General features: G+C 37.6%; 15 protein-coding genes. 2 read left to right on the forward strand and 13 right to left on the reverse strand.

Features of this window, described 5'->3' with window-relative positions; all coding sequences use genetic code 11:
- Nucleotides 1-25: 25 nt before the first annotated feature.
- On the reverse strand, nucleotides 26-682 hold the full coding sequence (locus tag IGJ32_RS09870; RefSeq protein ID WP_010738044.1) for a Crp/Fnr family transcriptional regulator: 657 nt from the start codon (nucleotides 680-682) through the stop codon (nucleotides 26-28).
- A 194-nt stretch (nucleotides 683-876) separates the two neighbouring features.
- On the opposite strand from IGJ32_RS09870, the gene IGJ32_RS09875 reads away from it, so the two are divergent.
- Nucleotides 877-1,155, forward strand: coding sequence for a hypothetical protein (locus tag IGJ32_RS09875; protein ID WP_010718697.1), 279 nt, complete (start codon nucleotides 877-879; stop codon nucleotides 1,153-1,155).
- Between the two features lie 18 nt (nucleotides 1,156-1,173).
- Nucleotides 1,174-2,361, forward strand: coding sequence for an MFS transporter (locus IGJ32_RS09880; RefSeq protein ID WP_342081879.1), 1,188 nt, complete (start codon nucleotides 1,174-1,176; stop codon nucleotides 2,359-2,361).
- Nucleotides 2,362-2,678: 317 nt separating this feature from the next.
- Here IGJ32_RS09880 and IGJ32_RS09885 read toward each other — a convergent pair whose 3' ends face one another.
- The 12 genes from IGJ32_RS09885 to IGJ32_RS09940 form a co-directional block, all read right to left on the reverse strand.
- The gene (locus IGJ32_RS09885; protein ID WP_373169211.1) at nucleotides 2,679-5,429 is read right to left on the reverse strand and encodes an endo-beta-N-acetylglucosaminidase; all 2,751 of its coding nucleotides are present in this window, start codon (nucleotides 5,427-5,429) and stop codon (nucleotides 2,679-2,681) included.
- Nucleotides 5,430-5,635: 206 nt separating this feature from the next.
- Nucleotides 5,636-6,406 (reverse strand): DeoR/GlpR family DNA-binding transcription regulator, encoded by a 771-nt coding sequence (locus IGJ32_RS09890; protein ID WP_096710034.1) that lies wholly within the window; start codon nucleotides 6,404-6,406, stop codon nucleotides 5,636-5,638.
- A gap of 270 nt (nucleotides 6,407-6,676) precedes the next feature.
- Nucleotides 6,677-7,540 carry a ketose-bisphosphate aldolase gene (locus tag IGJ32_RS09895; RefSeq protein ID WP_034698965.1) on the reverse strand — a complete coding sequence of 288 codons (864 nt, stop codon included), beginning with the start codon at nucleotides 7,538-7,540 and terminating at the stop codon, nucleotides 6,677-6,679.
- Entirely contained in the window at nucleotides 7,540-8,967 is a 1,428-nt protein-coding gene (locus IGJ32_RS09900; RefSeq protein WP_207426813.1) for a PTS fructose transporter subunit IIC, read from the reverse strand. The genes IGJ32_RS09895 and IGJ32_RS09900 overlap by 1 nt, the downstream gene beginning before the upstream one ends.
- A gap of 71 nt (nucleotides 8,968-9,038) precedes the next feature.
- Nucleotides 9,039-9,503, reverse strand: coding sequence for a PTS sugar transporter subunit IIA (locus IGJ32_RS09905; protein ID WP_342081881.1), 465 nt, complete (start codon nucleotides 9,501-9,503; stop codon nucleotides 9,039-9,041).
- A 249-nt stretch (nucleotides 9,504-9,752) separates the two neighbouring features.
- Nucleotides 9,753-11,279, reverse strand: coding sequence for a M60 family metallopeptidase (locus tag IGJ32_RS09910; RefSeq protein ID WP_225792581.1), 1,527 nt, complete (start codon nucleotides 11,277-11,279; stop codon nucleotides 9,753-9,755).
- 231 nt (nucleotides 11,280-11,510) lie between these two features.
- Nucleotides 11,511-11,774: a type B 50S ribosomal protein L31 gene (locus IGJ32_RS09915; RefSeq protein WP_010718705.1), complete on the reverse strand. Its 264-nt coding sequence runs from the start codon at nucleotides 11,772-11,774 to the stop codon at nucleotides 11,511-11,513.
- A 97-nt stretch (nucleotides 11,775-11,871) separates the two neighbouring features.
- Nucleotides 11,872-13,167, reverse strand: coding sequence for a transcription termination factor Rho (rho, locus tag IGJ32_RS09920; RefSeq protein ID WP_010718706.1), 1,296 nt, complete (start codon nucleotides 13,165-13,167; stop codon nucleotides 11,872-11,874).
- On the reverse strand, nucleotides 13,164-14,435 hold the full coding sequence (locus tag IGJ32_RS09925) for a UDP-N-acetylglucosamine 1-carboxyvinyltransferase (protein WP_010718707.1): 1,272 nt from the start codon (nucleotides 14,433-14,435) through the stop codon (nucleotides 13,164-13,166). Before IGJ32_RS09925 ends, rho begins: the two co-directional genes overlap by 4 nt.
- A gap of 222 nt (nucleotides 14,436-14,657) precedes the next feature.
- Complete coding sequence (locus tag IGJ32_RS09930) at nucleotides 14,658-15,527, reverse strand: class II fructose-bisphosphate aldolase (RefSeq protein ID WP_010718708.1); 870 nt, start codon at nucleotides 15,525-15,527, stop codon at nucleotides 14,658-14,660.
- 269 nt (nucleotides 15,528-15,796) lie between these two features.
- Nucleotides 15,797-17,407, reverse strand: a complete 1,611-nt coding sequence (locus tag IGJ32_RS09935; protein ID WP_010718709.1) for a CTP synthase — start codon at nucleotides 17,405-17,407, stop codon at nucleotides 15,797-15,799.
- A gap of 327 nt (nucleotides 17,408-17,734) precedes the next feature.
- Nucleotides 17,735-19,258, reverse strand: coding sequence for a hypothetical protein (locus IGJ32_RS09940; protein ID WP_342081883.1), 1,524 nt, complete (start codon nucleotides 19,256-19,258; stop codon nucleotides 17,735-17,737).
- Nucleotides 19,259-19,408: the final 150 nt, after the last annotated feature.

The raw sequence follows: 19,408 nt of genomic DNA on the forward strand, positions 1-19,408 counted from the left end.
ATCTTATATTTTCCACTGATCCTGTTTAAAAGATAATATTGTCTTCCAATAAATCCATATTGGTGATAATGATCCGATGATCTTTAACGGTGATTATCCCATTTTCTTTCAGTTGTTTTAAGATCCTACTCACGCTGCTAGCGGTAGAGATTCCGCAAAACTTGGCGATTTCTTCATTAGTGATCACAAAATCGATCATCATACCTTCCTCGGTCCGAACCCCAAATAAATCATATAACTCGTAAAGTTGCGTACATACAGCACCTAATTTCCCATTTAAAAGCATTTGTTGCATTTTTTTCATGGAATACAGTAAACGATAACGATAATATTCTTTTACATAATGTTGCATCTTTGGATCTTCATTGATATGTTCCCAAAATTTCACTCGATTGATTCGATAAAATTCTGCATATTCAGATTCAATCCGAATATTGTACGGCGAATCAATAAACTGCGAATATTCATCTTTTAAAAGTGAAACAATCTCTAGATCTTTAATATACCTCAAGTTGAACTCACGACCATCATTTGAGATGACACTTGCTTTGACCGTGCCTTCTTTTAAAATATACGTGTAACAATCCTCCACTCCTTCAAAAGTTAGATACTTATGATATCTTTTTCGTACAATTGGAAATTGATTTTTCTCTAAATATTCCTTTAGCACTCTGCTGTCCAATCATGCTCCCCCATCCAAACATTTATCTAAAAAAATAATACAAGATTTCTAAGTATTTTAAAGCCCAAAGGTATTTTACTAATGATATTAACATTTGTTAAGTACCATTTTAAATTATGTCTGTGATTTTTTTCTTCTTTTCGTTTCGTTATACTGCGAATGTAAAAAAAAATGAAAGAATTGAGGAAAAAAATATGAACTACTGGATGAAAACAATTATTAATCGACTTGAAACAGCTTATCAAACAAGATTTGACATGAAAGCTTCTTTGGTTTTCTTAAATGATGCTTACCAAAATTCAATTGAATTGATCAAAGCAGTTGATGAAAAACCATCGAACGAATTAGAAGAATTTTTAGAATTATTTATGACGACTCGAGACTTGTTCATTCGTCAATTGGTCGATCGCTACCCATCAAATTACCACGATGTTGAAGTACAAATCCAAAAATTAAAAGCTTATTCAGATTAAGGGGTAAACACAAAGCAAATGGAAAAAAAATTATTCAATAAACATTTTATCGGAATCACTCTTATTAATTTCATTGTCTATTTAATTTATTATTTACTGATGGTCATTATTGCCGTTATTGCTCAAGATGATTTACATGCTAGTATGAGCCAAGCAGGTTTTGCTTCTGGTATCTACATCATAGGTACACTATTGGCTCGTTTATTTATGGGTAAACAACTTGAATTATTTGGGCGCAAGTTTACTTTGCGTGGTGGAGCTATTTTTTATTTACTCTCTACTTTAGCCTATCTTTTCACCCCAACGATCGGCGTATTATATCTGGTACGTTTTTTAAATGGGTTTGGCTACGGGACCGTTTCGACAGCAACTAATGCGATCGTCACTGCCTATATTCCTGAATCAAAAAAAGGAGAAGGAATCAATTATTATGGTTTAAGTACTAGTTTAGCCGCTGCTATCGGACCCTTTTTAGGAATGATCTTGCTTAATCTGACTGATTTTCATTTTATTATTTGGTTTTCTATCGTTTTAGTTTTTCTTGTAACGATTGCCTGTCTGATGTTCCCAGTCAAAAACATTGATTTATCTGATACTCAAAGAAAATCACTACAATCTTGGAGTATCCATGGATTCATTGAGAAAAAAGCATTGTTCATTACAGGAATCGCCTTTTTAATGGGTCTTTCTTATTCAAGTGTTTTGTCCTTCTTGTCTTCTTATACGAAAGTCATTCATTTAGTCGCTGCAGGCTCCTTTTTCTTTGTGGTCTATGCGTTAGTTATCACCTTCACTCGCCCATTGACGGGACGTATTTTTGATGCTAAAGGTGAACAGTATGTCATGTATCCTAGCTATTTGTTCTTGACTGCTGGCTTGTTTCTACTAAGTGCGACAACGAACAGCATCTCCTTACTTATTTCAGGCGCACTCGTTGGTTTAGGTTACGGGACTTTCATGTCAAACGGACAAGCAGTTTGTTTGAAAATCGTCAAAGAACACCGTATCAGTATCGCTCTTTCAACTTACTTCATCGGATTAGATCTAGGTCTAGGTGTTGGCCCCTACTTGATGGGAATATTGAAATCTTATACGTCATTTAGAGGATTATACATTGTTTCTGGTATCATTCCTTTGATCTGTACAGTTCTCTATATCATTTATAATAAAAAAAAGAGCCACTCAGCAAAACTTGAATGGAATTAGTGATGAACTGAAACTGATTCAAGAAACGAATAAAAGGTGTTGAAGTATTCACCTCTAGCAAAATATTGGCCGAAGAGGGACTGAGACAAAAGTTGTCTCAGTCCCTTCTAGTATCTCTAAAAACGAATAAACGGTGATACAAAAGTAGCATCTTCGGAAATAAGCCGAAATTTACCAAAAATTTGAGAAGCAATTTTCGGAAATTCCTTCTTATTTCTTGATGCTGAACACTTTTGTCTCAACCTCTCTTCGGCTTATTTTCATGATTAGATACTTCTGTCAAAACTCCTTTTTGTTCAGAAACAATCACTCAACTTTTATTCTGCTAACCCATAAACTTCTAGTTCATAAAGACGGACAGCTGTATCTGCGCCTTGAGTTGGTTGATCGATGATGACTCTCACAAATCGGGCAGTCGTTGCTGCAAAGGTATTTAGCGTTGAACCTTGCGTATTATTAGTTGTTCGCGAAACTTCTTGGAAATTTTCTCCGTCTGCACTCACTTCTATAGTATAAGCTTTGGTATTCATGCCTACACTTTCTCCTCCTGCAGAAGCGTGGGCCATGCGCACTTCACTGATCAATTTAGCTGTTCCTAAATCAACCGTGATGGTATGTGGGGCACTCCCTACAGCACACCATTTTGTTCCAAGATCACCATCGACAGCAAACTTTGGTGCCTCTGATTCATTCACATATGAAGAGGCTTCTGCTTTGGCACCTTTAGATAATAAACTCAGACCAGCTTGGGCATTCTTGGTAACCGTAACGATCCCTTTCATTTCAGTTGTCGTTTCTCCTGCTTCATTGATCGCTGTCAATTCTACATCGTAGCTTCCTTCTTTTGAATAAGTGACACGAGGCTGTTCTTCCGTACTTGACTCTACATCAGCACCTTTGAATGTCCACTTTAAACTTTGGGTATTTCGTGAAGAGGTGTTCGTAAAAGTGATCGGTTCTCCTGGCGCTACCAAAGTTTTTGAGACAGTAAAGGAAGCACGTGGTAACTGAACAGGTGGCCAGTCAAAACTGTTTGGTCTGGAAGGTTCACCCTTGTTGCCATAGATATCAACTGGCACAACTTCGATAGCTGTAGCTGTTGCATTTTGACGTTCTAAGCCATTGATAAAATAATTCTCAGCAGGTGTGGCTCCGATAAAGACACGTGTTCCATCGTCTAGAACTCGGTAAATTTCATAGTATTTGATGCGATCTGCTTGTGGACTAGTCCAAGATAATCTGATCCCGGCAAACATTGCTTCTTCGTCAAATGACAAATCATCGAGCGTAACATCATTGACCGCTGTTGGACTCAGCACCTTTTTAGGTGTCGCAGAAATTTGACCTAAGAATAACTCATAATTCTCACTTGCTTTTGCTGAGGTTACCTCATAGGCAATCGACGTTACTTCTTTTCCAGTTGCTTTATTCAAAGGATAAGAAACCGTTGTCCAGTCATTCCCTATTTTTTTATTGCCATTAAACGTTTCAAATGTACCATCAGCAAAACCTAACACTAGTTTCAACGTGGTTCGATCAGATGCTTTGGCTGTCGTCGTAAATGACATGTTTTTCTCGACTTTGACTTTTGTTTGATACAGTTTGATCTTACTTGTTACTTTTTCCGCAAGTTTTCCTTTAAAAGCCAAGGAACTCCCACCATTAAAAGCAGTAGTATAGTCCACACTACCAGCTAATTTATTGCCAGCTCCTTCTTCGATAATATAGCGGTAAGTCGGCATGATATCTTGGAGACTTCGATTATTCCATTCATTTGTTGAAACTTGTTGCCCATTGCTAAAATAGCTGTAACCATTTCCAACATTGAAATTGGTGATAAAAGGCCATTGCGTAATAGCGGTTTGTTCAACCGAAAAAGTAGAGATTCCAGGCCAACTTGTGCCGGTTGGTAGTGTACTTTTAGTAGGATCCCCTTGTTCATTGATCCAGAATTTTTCTTCTTTTTGTTGGTAGTCCATTGGGTCATTGGAAGAAGAATAGGTCCAACTTGGGACGTAAAGCCCTAGTGAAGTATAGGGTATTCCCTTCTTATCCGTAAACAAATCCCATCTGACCGGTGTATCGTACCCTTTTTCTTGGACATCGATTCCCGCAAATAAATCATAGGGATCAATGGCTAAACTTTCTGCTTTTTCTTTTGATTTACGCAATAGATCTTGGCCTGCTAAGCTAGAGGTATTCCACCAAAAATTCAAAAACATGCTATCTGCTACTGGATTCAAATCAGCATCCACTAAATAATCTTGGTTTTGATCAGTCAACGCATTCTGCCAATCCATTTTCCCATCACTTGTCATGGAATCGTACCACATAACCTCTAACGCTCCAGCTGATTTTTGTTTAAATTCCCCAATCAGTTCTTTCATTAAATCAGCGTGCTTTTTCGTTAGATTGGTTTCTGTCTCTTGATTGATGAACCATCCATCAAACCCATATCTTTGGGCGACTTCGATCATCTTGTCCACGATTGGAAAATGACCTTGATCATCTTTTTCTAAAAAAGTATTCAACCATTCGATTTTTCCGCCATGGGCCCCTTGTGGAAAAAAGATCGTACCTAAAACAGGCACACCATTTTTATGCGCCGCATCGGTAACATCTGGGCTTGGCGGAACAATAATACCTTCGCCAGCTGAGCCTCCCCAATAAACCAATTGATCAATATATTGCCAATTCGAAAAAACATTTGCATCAAACTGATTGCTCCCTCTTGGTGCATTTCCACTAGTGCTATTATTCATGATCGAAAGTGCGACAACCTTCATCTTTTCGTTTTGGGTAGTATTCGATTTTAATAAGTGCGATTTCTCCACTCGTGCGGCTAAAGGCTCAACACTAACATTGTATTTCGCATCTGTATCCTGATCAAACGTCCATTTAAGCAATTCATCAGGGAACCAGTAAGAGGACTCCGGTTGATTATCCATCGAAACCCTTACCTCGGGATTTGTGGCATCTACTTGTGCATAAACGACCGGTTCTTTCAGAGCAATTCCCATCATCACCGTTACCAACAATCCAGCTAAAGTACCTTCTAACTTCTTCATCGCTACCTCCTATGATTTGTTCTTATCTAATCGCTTGCTGCAACTGTTCACTCGTTACTCCTTTCTCAATTATTATCTCCCACAATTTATGATAGCGCTTACCAAAAAGGGTGTACATGAACAAACTATAGCTTTCTTGATACAAATTATAGGTGTTATCAATGAATGAATTTTATGAGAACATTCACTTTTATTGGTCTTTCTGATTAATAAAAACACTCTGTGTGGTGTTCATGGATTTTTTTCAATTGTTCGTTCGTTAATTTCTGACTGGTCACTAAATAATCGATTTCATGACTAGCAATTGCTTGATGAATGAAGCGTTGTTCTAATTTATCTTGTGTAGCTAACACCATCAACTGATTGGCTTGTTTACGAAACGCTCTTTTTACTAACGCTTCTCCTTCATGCGTTTCGGTCACTCCTTGATTAAAATCAAATCCTCGACAGCTGATGATTGCAAGGTCAGCAGCATAAGTCAAAATATCATTATACGCTTTTGCTCCGTTGATCGTTGCTCGTTTTTGAACGATTTTACCACCGACGATCGATACTTTTGCTGAAGTAAATTCACTTAGCATCGCAGCAGTAATGACCCCATTCGTAATGATTTGCAGCCCTTCAAATCGCCCTAAATTTCGAACTAAATGCAAACTAGTTGTACTAGAGTCTAAAAATAAAACCATATCATCTTTGATCAAATTAGCTGCAATATCCGCAATATAACGTTTTTCACTTTCTTCCTCTAAATGGGTGATTTTCATCATATATGGTACATCGATTTTCTGATTATCTACTAACATAGCCCCACCGCGGACTCTTCGGATCAGACCACTTTGTTCTAAGACAACAAGATCTCGTTTCACTGTCGCTTCACTGTAATTTACTAAATCGATCAATTCAGTAATCCTGGCAAATTGGTTGATTTTCAAATGATTGACAATCGTTTGTTGTCGCTCTTCTACGTCACTTAACATCTTCCCCACTCCTTTCTCTTTCGCTTTATTTTACCATAAACAAAGATGCCTCCACCTACATCCAAAAACAGAATCGAGTGGTTAGAATGAAAATGCTTCGCTATAGGACATCAGCCGAAACAACTAAAATTAGCGATTCATTGGCTTATTCCTAGAAATACTGAGCATTTTTTCATGACCACTCGATTTCGATTTCATTGGAGACTGAGTCAAAACTTGTCTCGGTCTCTTTTAGTATCTCTAAAACGAATAAACGGTGAGAAATTCGTCTTATTTATAACACTTGGCTTGATCGATCGTGTTTAAGATCGTCATTTTATGTTTCACTACTTCCTGTACTTTTTGATTCGCATAAGGGTAGATCATATTCGGTTCATACATTTCCGGGTTTTCATTTAAGATTTCTCTTAAAGCATCGAAAAAGACACTTTTTAGATCCGAACTAAGGTTGACCTTAGCTACACCATATTTAACTGCTTCGCTTACTTCTTTATCCGGATTTCCTGAACCACCATGCAAAACAAACGGCAAATCGATGGTCTCATTCAATTCTTTCAATAACTCGATATTCAGTTTTGGTGTTTTATCTTTAGGATATAAGCCATGTGCTGTTCCAATAGCGATAGCTAATGTATCAATATTCGTTTCTTCAACAAACTGTTTTGCTTGTTCAGGATCTGTGTAAATAATATTAGCTGCCCCACCTTCTGCTGACCCATTATTCCCAATCGTACCAATTTCTGCTTCGACTGACACATCTACCTCGTGAGCTAGAGCCACCACTTCTTTAGTTATCTTTATATTATCGTCAAAGGATTGCAAGGAGGCATCAATCATAACCGAGGTATAGCCATTGCGGATAGCTCGTAACACATCACTTACTTTACCGCCATGGTCAAGATGGATCACTACAGGTACTTTACTTTTATGCGCATAAGCTCGAACAGCAGCAACAAATTCATCATTCAAGTAAGCAATCTCATCGGGATGGATCTCTAAAATCACTGGTGCATTTAACCGTTCTACTTCTTCCATGATTGCCTTTAACATATCATAACTACAAATATTAAAAGCAGGAACAGCAAATTGATTGTCTTTAGCTACTTTCAATAACTCTTTCATTGTATATAACATTATACTTCCACCTCATTTATTATTTTTTCTTGCTTCACTATTTTTTCTTCATTTCCGACTTGTTCTTCGCTTGATTTCTTTAATAATCCAAGTGAAAGAGCCGTAACTACTGTCCCAGCACCAATCGCTAGCAAATACATGGGTAGGTGATTGATCACGTTAGGTATCAGCATGACCCAAATCCCACCATGAGGAGCAATGGATGTGACACCGGCAGCCATTGAGATACCCGCTGCAGTAGCAGAGCCGAGAATCAAGCTCGGAATGACTCGAATCGGATCTGAAACTGCGAAGGGAATCGCTCCTTCTGTAATATAAGAAGCACCAAGCACCCAACAGGATTGACCAGAAGTCCGTTCTTCTTTCGTAAATTTTTTCTTGAACAACAGTGTGGCTAAAGCTATCCCCAGTGGTGGGGTCATTCCAGCTGCCATACATGCTGCGATCGGTGCATTGACTCCGGCAGACATCAAACCAATGGAAAAAGTTGAGATCGATTTATTGATCGGCCCTCCCATATCAGCTGCCATCATCACGCCGATGATCAAGCCAAACATTAACCCAGAAGTATTGCCTAAACTATTCAACCAATTGGTTAATACTTCTAATAACCACGAAATGGGTTGTTCGATCACGAAAACCATTGCTAAACCAATGATCAAGATAGATACTAGCGGAACAACGATCAATTGATACATCGCTAAGATACCTTTTTTTACAGGAATTTTATTTGCCAGAAAATCTGTCACATATCCTGCTAACAGCCCCCCGATCATCCCCCCAAGAAATCCAGAACCACCAGTAGATGCCAGTAGTCCTGCCACGATCCCAGGTGCAAAGCCAGCTTTCCCCGCAATAGAGGTCGCAATCCCTGCCCCTAAAGCTGGCACCATCATAGCAAAAGCGGTGTCTCCGCCAATTCTAGAAAATGCGGCAGCTAGGACATTATAGTCAGCTGATTCAGGATCCGCTGCAGTGATCCCAAAAGCAAAACTTAATGCGATAATAATTCCGCCCGCAATAACAAACGGTAACATATAGTTCACACCACTCATAAAATGGTTATAAAGTGTGGCTTTTTGTTTCGTGGCTTTTGTTTGTTCAACTGATTGAGCAATTTCTAACGTATTGATCCCTTTTAATGCTTCATCAATTACCAATTCTGGTTCTTTAATTGCTCGACTCGTTGAAACTTTTTTGATTCTTTTACCCGTAAAACGTTGCATATCAATTTCTTTATCAACTGCTAGAATAATCGCATCTGCTTCAGCAATCTCTTTTGTAGTTAACCTATTTTCCGTTTTGATTCCTTGCGTTTCAAACTTTGCATCATGGCCTAGTTTTTTAGCAGTCCCTTCTAATTTCTCAGCGGACATATACGTATGCGCAATTCCCGTAGGACATGCGGTTACACCAATTATTTTCATCGTTATTCTCCCCTATCTGCTTATTCAATAACGGTCTCAGTTGATGCGTGTGACATTATTCGATGATTCATTTAACGAATTGCTTTTTCTTCATTTTTTAAAACGGTCATAATTTCTGAGGCTGAATTTGCTTCTTTGATTTGTTTTCTAAAGTTTGGATCAATTAATCGCCTTGACAACGCACTGAGAATCTCAAGATGACTGTCAGCAGCGTTTGCAGGAACCACGATTGCAAAAGTATATGCAATTGGCTCCCCATCTAAGCCAAGATATCCTGTAATCTGGCTGCTACGAACAAAACAAATGGTTGGTGTAATGACAGCCTTGCTTTTAGCATGTGGGATACCAAATCCAGCTTCAATCCCTGTAGGCACTTCCTCTTCTCTTTTGAATAATGCTTTGATTATTTTTTTTGCACTTTTTACTCTATGTGTGGTTTCAAGTGTAGTACCGATACATTCAAATAATGATTTTTTTGATCGAATTGAGTCATCGAAAAGAATCAATCCTTCTGAAATCAGTTGACTAATCTCCACTCCATATAGCCTCCTTTCACTATTTGTTAACGCTTTCTAATAACTGTGGCAAGTATAGCATCCCTAATTCAGCCATTCAATGCTTTGAACGAATAACGAAAAATGGATCAAAATTTTAAAAAATCAGTCAAAAAAATGATCGATAGTGATCATCAAAATAAGAGGTTCATGTGTTTCAGGCCTTACTTATATAAAAAAACACAACGTATTTTGACCGTTACAATCAAAATACGTTGTGTTTATTGATGATCAATCAATTCTTTCCCAGTCAATCGTTTCTCCAGGAACTTTATCGGTATTCCACCATTTTGCACGATATTTTACACCTTTATACATGACAATATCTCCAGCAACATACACTTTATCTTTATCCCAAGTTTCAATTGAAGGATCTTCCGTGTTGCCATTGTTATTATCATCATCGGTGATATTTCCTACATCACCTTTCATTTCATCACGATATTCCCAGATTTTCTTCGTTAATTTTGGTAGTCTTGCTAATTCTTTTTTAGTATCAGCAGTAACTTCGATAGCCCATTTTTCAAAAAATGGCGTTAGATTTTTGTTACTGATCTTTGAAGCAGATAAGATAAAATGTTGTCGCTTGTCTTGTTCTGTCCATAGCTGTGGACTTTCTTCACGGTATAACTGATGTAGTTTAGGATAGAAGTCGCTGCCAAATGCTAATTCCAGCTGCCAAAACATTCCTAGTCGAACAAATTCATCTTGTTTATCAAAATTTTTCGATTGACTTCGATTCAAATAATTGAAAATATCCGTATATACGCGATCTTCTTCTAAACGACTACGCTGCCCTAATGCTTTTTGTACCCGCATCGAAAAGATATTCACGGTCACTTCGGTCATATCCTCCCAACCCATATCATCAATTTGATAGGTATGACCTAATTCATGCCAAATCCCCCACTGTGAGGAACCGTCTGGATCTAACAAGACTCTCATTCCATCTGCATAATTAAAACCAGTATGTTGTTCATACGCGTACATATAATCTTCTCTGGCACTCGTTTCACGCATATGTTGAACTAAGCCAGTTGGTTGACGATGGATTGTAGCGCTATTATCTAGTCCGGCTGTTTGATCGTGAAGATCAATTACTTTTTCTTTCGTTGTTAAAATTTTAGTTGGGTCCTTCACATAATTAATTGTTTTGTCGGATCCTGTAACCAAAACTCGATCACTGACCAATTCATAAGCAGGTGCATTTGGATGATTTCTTACTTCATTCTGCCAATCTTTATTGGTCATTTTTCCTAGAATAAAACGTGGAATTGTAATACCACCACGTATTTCAATTCTCGTTTTTTGTTGCGTAATGCGAGTGGATTCATTTTGGATATGGATCACACCTTCTTGAGTACCGGAAATGACGTTTCTTCCTCTATTTAGTCGTTTCCCTTTCGTTGCCCCTTCGAGATAATCTTTCAGACTAGCCCTGGTAATCGTATACGTCGGTAGTTGTTGCGCCGTTTCATCTACATAAATTTCGATCGTATCATTTTTACGTTTATAGATCCCTGTAGATTGATTGCTACTAGGACCAAACCAATTACCGATTTCTTCCCGATAACTCTCAACATCCTCACTTTGATAAGCATTCAAGACCGTTGAAACGTTTTCATTACTTCGCTCTGAAAGAACGACTTCCGTCCCAATAGTCGGTTCATTTACTGTTGCCTCAACATTTAGGTCATTTGATAAAATAACCATACTGAACAGTAAAGACCCCAAAATCATTGCTTTCTTCTTACTCATATTAGCACCCCTTAATGTTATTTTTTCTTTATAATATAACATTAACATGCATTATTTTATAAATGTTGTCGTTTTTTTCCAACAGAAGGAAATAATGAAAATCAGACTTTTAAATAATATGGTATGATAAATTTTTAGTGACCATTTTTTGATTATCAGAAACAGAAAACACAAAAAAACAGACTACCCTTATCAGATAGTCTGCTAAACATCGTATGAACAATGTTTTGATTATTCTGCAGCGTTTGCGTCTTTGAGACCGTATTTTTTGTTGAAACGGTCCACACGTCCGTCTGCTTGTGTGAATTTTTGACGTCCAGTATAGAATGGATGTGAGTCAGAAGTAACTTCGACACGGATGACTGGGTATGTATTACCGTCTTCCCATTCAACTGTTTCTTGTGAAGTTTTTGTTGAACCTGACAAGAATTTAAAGCCAGTTGTTGAATCCAAGAACACTACTGGATGGTAATCTGGATGGATGTTTTCTTTCATGCGTTTTCGCTCCTTTGCCCTGACCCATTTGCTGAACCAGAGTTGATTTGTCGATATACAACAGTAACATCTTAACATGTTTCTAACAACGTTGCAATTATCTTTTTAGATTTCTTGTCTGATTTTTTTTACCGAACGAGACATCTTGGAATTCTTTGAAAAATTGTTGATTGTTTTTGGTTTTTCTTAAAAAACGGATCAATTGTTCGGTGTATTCCAATGAATCGCCGACCATATTCTTTCGTAACTTCCAAATTTCTTCTAATTGATCTTCTGGCATTAGAAGCTCTTCTTTTCTCGTACCAGATTTCTTGATATCAATGGCAGGGAAGATACGACGCTCAGATAGTTCACGAGACAGTTGAAGTTCTAAATTCCCTGTTCCTTTAAACTCTTCATAGATCACATCATCCATTCGGCTACCCGTATCGACTAAGGCAGTTGCTAAGATCGTCAAGCTTCCACCTTCTTCGATATTTCTAGCTGCTCCGAAGAATTTTTTTGGTTTATATAGTGCGGCTGGATCGATTCCCCCGCTCAATGTACGACCACTTGGCGGTACGACTAAATTGTAAGCTCTAGCTAATCGGGTAATACTGTCCATCAAGATCACGACATCTCGTTTATCTTCGACTAAACGCATCGCTCTTTCCAGAACCAACTCAGATACCCTTGTATGATTTTGTGGTTGTAAATCGAAAGTAGATGAAACGACATCTCCTTTGACACTGCGTTCCAAATCCGTGACTTCTTCTGGGCGTTCATCGATCAGAAGAACGATCAGTTCTACTTCTGGATGATTTTCAGTGATTCCATTGGCGATTTCCTTTAACACAGAAGTTTTTCCGGCTTTAGGAGGTGCTACGATCAAGCCACGTTGACCAAAACCTACCGGTGAGAAGATATCGATCATTCTTGTTGCTAGTCTTTGAGAGGTTGTTTCTAACCTAAGCTGTTCTTGAGGATACAGAGGTGTCAAAGCTGGAAAATGCGGACGTTCTTTGGCTTCTTCTGGGTCTTTTCCATTTACACTTTCCACGTGCATCAACCCATAATAACGTTCTGACTCTTTAGGTGGGCGAGCCTTTCCTGCTACTTTATCTCCATTTCGCAAACTAAACCGTCTTATTTGTGAAGCAGAGATATAGATATCTTCTACACTTGGCCCATAATTGATTGGTCGTAAAAAACCATACCCATCTTGTCCAACGATATCTAAGATTCCTTCCATATAATAAAACCCTTGTTTTTCTGCTTGCGCCCGAATCACAGCTAAAGATAATTCTTTTTTATTCATTTTGCTATAATAAGGAATCTTAAATTCTTTTGCGTAACTGTAGACCTCTTTTAATGTCTTATTTTCCAGTTCCGCCATCGTTAAATAATCACTCATTCAGCTTCCACTTCCTCCACCATTTGGATTTCAGCACCTAATGCCGTCAATTTTTCAATAATATGATCATAACCACGTAAAATATATTCTACGTTATAAATAGTAGTTGTTCCTTCAGCCATGAGACCTGCAATAACTAAACAAGCACCTGCTCGAAGGTCAGAAGCGACTACCTCTGTTCCATGAAGTTTATTTGGTCCATTTGTAATGATCAAATTCCCTTCCACTGATATATCAGCACCCATACGTGCTAATTCAGGCACATGATTCACACGTTTAGCATAGATCGTATCTGTGATTTCAGCTGTTCCTTTGGTCATTAATAAGAGGGGAGTCAATGGTTGTTGTAAGTCTGTTGCAAACCCAGGATATGGATAAGTCATCACATTCACCGCTTTTAACTCTTTAGACGGAAACACTTCAATCTCATCTTCTCTAATTGTCATGTTTACGCCCATTTCTTGAAGTTTAGCAATAAAACTTTCTAAATGTTCGTAAATCACATTTTTGATCTTAACACCATTTCCTGCTGCTGCAGCAAGCGCTAGATAAGTCCCTGCTTCGATTCGATCAGGGATCATGAAATGGCGACAACCATGGAGTTTGTCTACACCTTCGATCCGGATCACATCCGTCCCTGCTCCTCGCACTTTGGCACCCATATTATTTAACAAAGTAGCAACATCGATGATCTCTGGTTCACGAGCGGCATTTTCGATTACTGTCTGACCTTTCGCTTTAATAGCAGCCAGCATCACATTAATCGTTGCACCGACTGAAACGACATCCATGAAAATCCGATTTCCCTGTAATCCCTGTTGGTCGGTCCGTAAATACATTGCACCATGTTCATTGTTGACTGAAGCACCTAATGCTTCGAAACCCTTGACATGTAAATCAATTGGTCGTGGTCCTAAGTAGCAACCACCTGGCAAACCAACCACTGCCTCACCAAATTTTCCAAGCAGTGCCCCCATAAAATAATAGGAAGCCCGTAGACTATTGATCTTACCACTTGGCATGGGCACAGAGACGATACCGCGGGGATCAATTTCTAAAATGTTTTGTGAAAAATGGATTTTTGCTCCCATGATTTCTAAAATTTCGATTAGTGAATGAACATCCTGAATATCAGGTACGCCTTCTAAAATAACCGGAGAATCTGCTAAAATCGCTGCAGGAATCAAAGCCACTGCACTATTTTTAGCCCCACTGATCGTTACTTCACCAGTTAACGGACGATTTCCTTCAATTATGATTTTTTTCATTGATTTCCACCTTGTTATTGTTCAATTTTATTACACATGCTTGTATTTTATCATAGATGAAATAAAGAAACGAGTTCCCAATTTTTTTTATTTCCTCAAAAATCAAAGGTCTATTCTGAAAAAAGATGGACAAATGTTTATCAAAGTGAACGATTATCAATTTGCGAAAAAAAAAACCGCAAAACAGGTTGAACCTGTTTTACGGCATTCTTAATCGATTAATTAAGCTTTGTTAGCTGAACCGAACCAATCAATGTGTTCTTCTGCATCTTTAATGATTGCAGCTTTACCTGGTGCTAACAATTTACGAGGGTCAAAACCTTTTCCTTCTTTATCTTTGCCAGCTTCGATATATTCACGAGTAGCTTTAGCAAATGATAATTGGAATTCAGTATTTACGTTTACTTTAGAAACACCCATTGAAATTGCTTTTTGGATTTGTTCTTGAGGAATACCTGATCCACCATGTAATACTAAAGGCATATCTGGACCTACAGCATCAGCGATTGCTTGTAAATGATCAAATGCTAAACCATTCCAGTTTTCTGGATATTGACCATGGATGTTACCGATACCACATGCTAGGTAGTCGATTCCTGTAGCAACCATTTGTTTACATTCTTCGATATCTGCTAATTCACCGTTACCGATGATTCCATCTTCTTCTCCGCCGATTGAACCAACTTCACATTCAACAGAAATTCCTTTAGCGTGAGCTTTTTCTACAACTTCTTTCGCTAATTTCAAGTTTTCTTCAAATGGTAAGTGAGAACCGTCAAACATAACTGAAGTATAGCCTACTTCGATACATTCCATAGCTGCATCATAGTCACCATGGTCTAAGTGGATGGCAACAGGAACAGTGATGTTCATTGATTCAACTAAGTCACAAATAATATCTTTAGCAACTTTGTAGCCGCCCATGTATTTAGCCGCACCCATTGAAGTTTGGATAAGTACTGGTGCTTGTTTTGCTTCAGCTGCTTCAAGGATTGCTTGAGTCCATTCTAAGTTATTTGTATTGAATCCGCCGACAGCGTAACCGCCTTTACGAGCAGCTTTTAAAAATTCAGCTCCTGATACTACTGGCATAATAAATTCCTCCTAAGTTTTGTAAAACTAAATTTGTTAAGACTATCCTTAACCAACGAACCTATTTTACCAAACATTTTCAGAGTTTTCTACTAAAATCAATGAAAATGAAAATTTTCAAGAACTTTTTTGCAAAAAATAAGGTTTTCAGTTGGCTGATTTAGTCAAAAATGGCTAGTTTATCGTTTTTTATTGTTCAAACAATAACAATTTATTTATAACTGTTTTCTCTAAATTCATCTGAAACATTAAAAGCGTATTTGTCCCGCTTATTTTCCTTCACGTTCAGACAAAGCAGCTCCGACAAATCCTTTGATCAATTTTTGTGGGCGATTTGGTCTTGAGATCAATTCTGGATGGAATTGACAACCAACAAAGAATTTTTTCTCTGTTAATTCCACGATTTCCACTAAACGATTATCAGGAGAAACACCTGAGAATACTAATCCTTTTTCTTCAAATAATTGACGGTATTTATTGTTGAATTCATAACGATGACGGTGACGTTCTTGTACTACATCGGCTCCGTCATAAGCTTCGGCTGTTTTCGTTCCTTTTTTAATTTTACATGGGTAAAGACCTAGACGTAACGTTCCACCTAAGTTTTCGATATTTTCTTGGTCTGCCATCAAATCAATGATATTATTTGTTGTTTCTGGTGTAGTTTCTGCTGAAGCAGCATCTTCCAAACCAACCACATTACGAGCGAACTCAACACACGCCATTTGCATGCCTAAACAAATCCCTAAGAAAGGCACATCATTTTCACGAGCGTAACGGATCGCTTCAATTTTTCCTTCGACCCCACGATCGCCAAAGCCACCAGGTACTAAGATACCATCTGCATCTTTCAAATATTCTGCAACATTTTCTTTGGTTAGATCTTGAGCCTTGATCCAGTCAAGTTCGATATCCGCATCAAAAGCAAAGCCTGAATGTTTCAACGCTTCAACAACTGAGATATAAGCATCTGGTAATTCTACATATTTACCTACTAAAGCAATTCGGACTTTTTTCTTCAGATTCAATACTTTTTCTTCTAATTGTTTCCATTCTTCCATATCAGCTTCTGGCGTTTCTAGTTTCAAATGTTCACAAACAATGCGATCCATCCCTTGTTTTTGTAAAAGCAATGGAATAGAGTAAAGTGTGTCCACATCTGGTGACTCAATCACTGCTTCGGGTTCTACGTCACAAAATTGTGCTAATTTATTTTTCACATTTTGTGAAACAGGTTGCTCTGTTCGAACCACCAAGATATTAGGTTGGATGCCTAAACCACGTAATTCTTTCACGCTATGTTGAGTTGGTTTAGTTTTCATTTCTCCAGCAGCTTTTAGGTAAGGAATCAATGTGGTGTGGATATACATCACGTTATCAGCACCAACATCCGCCTTCATTTGGCGTAGTGCTTCTAGAAATGGTAAAGATTCGATATCGCCGACTGTTCCGCCAACTTCAGTGATGATCACGTCTGAATCAGTCATTTTTGCCGCACGCATGATTTTCTCTTTGATTTCATTAGTGATATGAGGGATGACTTGAACAGTTGCTCCTAAGTATTCCCCTTTTCGTTCTTTACGAAGTACTTCTGAATAAATTTTCCCTGTAGTAACATTGGAGTATTTGTTCAAATTGATATCGATAAAACGTTCATAATGGCCTAGATCCAAATCAGTTTCTGCTCCGTCGTCTGTTACAAAAACTTCTCCGTGTTGGTACGGACTCATTGTTCCCGGGTCTACGTTGATGTAGGGATCAAATTTTTGGATGGTTACTTTTAAGCCACGATTTTTCAACAAACGACCTAAAGAAGCTGCAACGATTCCTTTACCAATCGATGAAACTACGCCGCCCGTTACAAAAATGTATTTTGTCATAAGTTCAAAAACTCCTTCTTCTTTTATCTGCAGGAAAAGTCCCAGAAAATGAACAAAGCTCCCTATTCTAGTTAGAATAGGGAGCAAAATTTCTGTGAACTTCTGACCCTTTAAAAGGGTGCCCAATGAGTATACTACAAGCAAATTTGAAGAAAGTCAAGCCTCTAATTTAACGTTGCAGATGTCGTTAATCATAAGAATAATCCAACGTCATTGATAAATGAAAACAGGTAGTTCACTCTCTAATAAAAAACTGCACGAAAAATGGTACACTCATTCTTTTAGTAAGAACGATTAGCCATACGACTTCTTTACTCATTCACTAGACTATCTTTGATGATCTCTAGAAGATTTTTGTCCTTGTTTTTCAGATGTGTTTGTACTTCTCGTTCCTGCAGCATTGAATTTTTCTGTCCTATTTTTTAACGGTAACAATTTTTCTACATCTAATTGTTTCCAGTTTTCTTGTCTTCTTTTCTTCAAATCCTCCACTTTTTTCATTACCTGTTCCTGTTGTTCGGGGGTCAAATTAGAAATTTCAGCTTGAAAACCTGATTTATCTTCAGCTTTAGTTCCCACCTTGCCTACACTTTCTTTAACCAACTCTCTAAATTCTCTTTTATATAATTCAAGGTTTGAAAGTTCCTGTGGATTGCCATGCACAAGATCTGTTTGTGGATGCTGTAACATATTGAATTCAGCATAGTTAGTCAGCAGTTCTACAGCATGGCGGTTAACCTGCCAACGTTCATTTACGTTTTCCACGCTCAAACCGAGATTATGTATAATTTCCCTATATTCATTCTGCCTAAGAGGCAAAACACGTCTTGAAGTACCTTCTATTGTTATACTATGTCGTGTATCTAAATTCGCTTCTAATATAGATACAACCTCGTGTTGTGCAAGTGGAATAACTGGGTCATTCATTTGCTCACGAAGTACTGAAGTGATATCCTGTATCAGGGTAACAGGACGGCGTATTCTCAACTCCTCTATTTTTATTGAAAGTCCAACATCCCTACTTGCTTTCATACCCTCAATTCTTTTCTTTTGAGATTCTTTAATTTCATTACGAGTATCAGGATGGAGGTCAAACAAGTCCACGAAAGAACCAATATCATTAGGTTTCATCTTAAACGTTTCTATTACAAATCCTATATCCTCACTTAAATCAGCCTCATTAACTTTGTAAGGTAACTCTGAATACATTTTTTTAAGACTTTCTGCAACCTCTGTGAACGTCCTTGAAGAATCTGTCATCGACTGTTGCACCATTTCGTTAATTTTTTGCTTTCGTTCTTCTTTTAAAAACTTGATTTTACGTCGAGGTTCTCGTTCAATCTCCGTTTTTCTAAGTGTTTCACGAAAATTTTCTTTATTTGCTAGTTCTAGCTTATCAATAGTTGAATTTATTTCATCTGGTGTAAAATAGTTTTTTTCAAAGAAGATGTATAATGCCTCACTTATCTCAGACTCGTCTATCGGTCGAATAGCATTAATTTCCGGATCATGAATCAATTGATTGATAGATACAACAACTGTATCTATCCTCTTTGAGCGATCAGACAATGAATGGACTTCCTCACTTTGTTTGTTTAAATTTCTATGAACAGCTATAAGTTTTTCTTCTCTTAATAAATATTTTTTTTTCACTTGATGTTTTTCCATTGAATTAATTTGTGATTTTCTAACCTTTTCACGCTTATGATCATTTAGATTAAGACGATCTACTACGTAATTGATTTCATCTTTAGAATAAGTACGTAGGTCTAATACAAATATATTTTCTTCATCTTCCTCTAATTCTTTATTCATATCTTTGATTATTTGATCTAATTCAACTTCATTCATAAATTTATGCCTCCTTTATAATATAATAATAAGGCAATAACTTTAATTTGAGCACTCCTAATTTTCCTCCCAGAAGAAATAAATGTGCTCAAATTAAAAAGATTCAATTATTTATCATCATATACAATCTTCAATGAACTCATTTTTTAC

This window comes from Enterococcus sp. DIV1639a, assembly GCF_050530445.1.
Taxonomy (GTDB): domain Bacteria; phylum Bacillota; class Bacilli; order Lactobacillales; family Enterococcaceae; genus Enterococcus_B; species Enterococcus_B hirae.

Excerpts from the sequence above, each read along its gene's own strand:
- IGJ32_RS09880 (WP_342081879.1), top strand. The coding sequence starts at position 1,174 with ATGGAAAAAAAATTATTCAATAAACATTTTATCGGAATCACTCTTATT.
- IGJ32_RS09925 (WP_010718707.1), bottom strand. The coding sequence starts at position 14,435 with ATGAAAAAAATCATAATTGAAGGAAATCGTCCGTTAACTGGTGAAGTA.
- IGJ32_RS09900 (WP_207426813.1), bottom strand. The coding sequence starts at position 8,967 with ATGAAAATAATTGGTGTAACCGCATGTCCTACGGGAATTGCGCATACG.
- IGJ32_RS09940 (WP_342081883.1), bottom strand. The coding sequence starts at position 19,258 with ATGAATGAAGTTGAATTAGATCAAATAATCAAAGATATGAATAAAGAA.
- IGJ32_RS09935 (WP_010718709.1), bottom strand. The coding sequence starts at position 17,407 with ATGACAAAATACATTTTTGTAACGGGCGGCGTAGTTTCATCGATTGGT.
- IGJ32_RS09875 (WP_010718697.1), top strand. The coding sequence starts at position 877 with ATGAACTACTGGATGAAAACAATTATTAATCGACTTGAAACAGCTTAT.
- IGJ32_RS09885 (WP_373169211.1), bottom strand. The coding sequence starts at position 5,429 with ATGAAGAAGTTAGAAGGTACTTTAGCTGGATTGTTGGTAACGGTGATG.
- IGJ32_RS09930 (WP_010718708.1), bottom strand. The coding sequence starts at position 15,527 with ATGCCAGTAGTATCAGGAGCTGAATTTTTAAAAGCTGCTCGTAAAGGC.
- IGJ32_RS09890 (WP_096710034.1), bottom strand. The coding sequence starts at position 6,406 with ATGTTAAGTGACGTAGAAGAGCGACAACAAACGATTGTCAATCATTTG.
- IGJ32_RS09910 (WP_225792581.1), bottom strand. The coding sequence starts at position 11,279 with ATGAGTAAGAAGAAAGCAATGATTTTGGGGTCTTTACTGTTCAGTATG.
- IGJ32_RS09895 (WP_034698965.1), bottom strand. The coding sequence starts at position 7,540 with ATGTTATATACAATGAAAGAGTTATTGAAAGTAGCTAAAGACAATCAA.
- rho (WP_010718706.1), bottom strand. The coding sequence starts at position 13,167 with ATGAGTGATTATTTAACGATGGCGGAACTGGAAAATAAGACATTAAAA.
- IGJ32_RS09915 (WP_010718705.1), bottom strand. The coding sequence starts at position 11,774 with ATGAAAGAAAACATCCATCCAGATTACCATCCAGTAGTGTTCTTGGAT.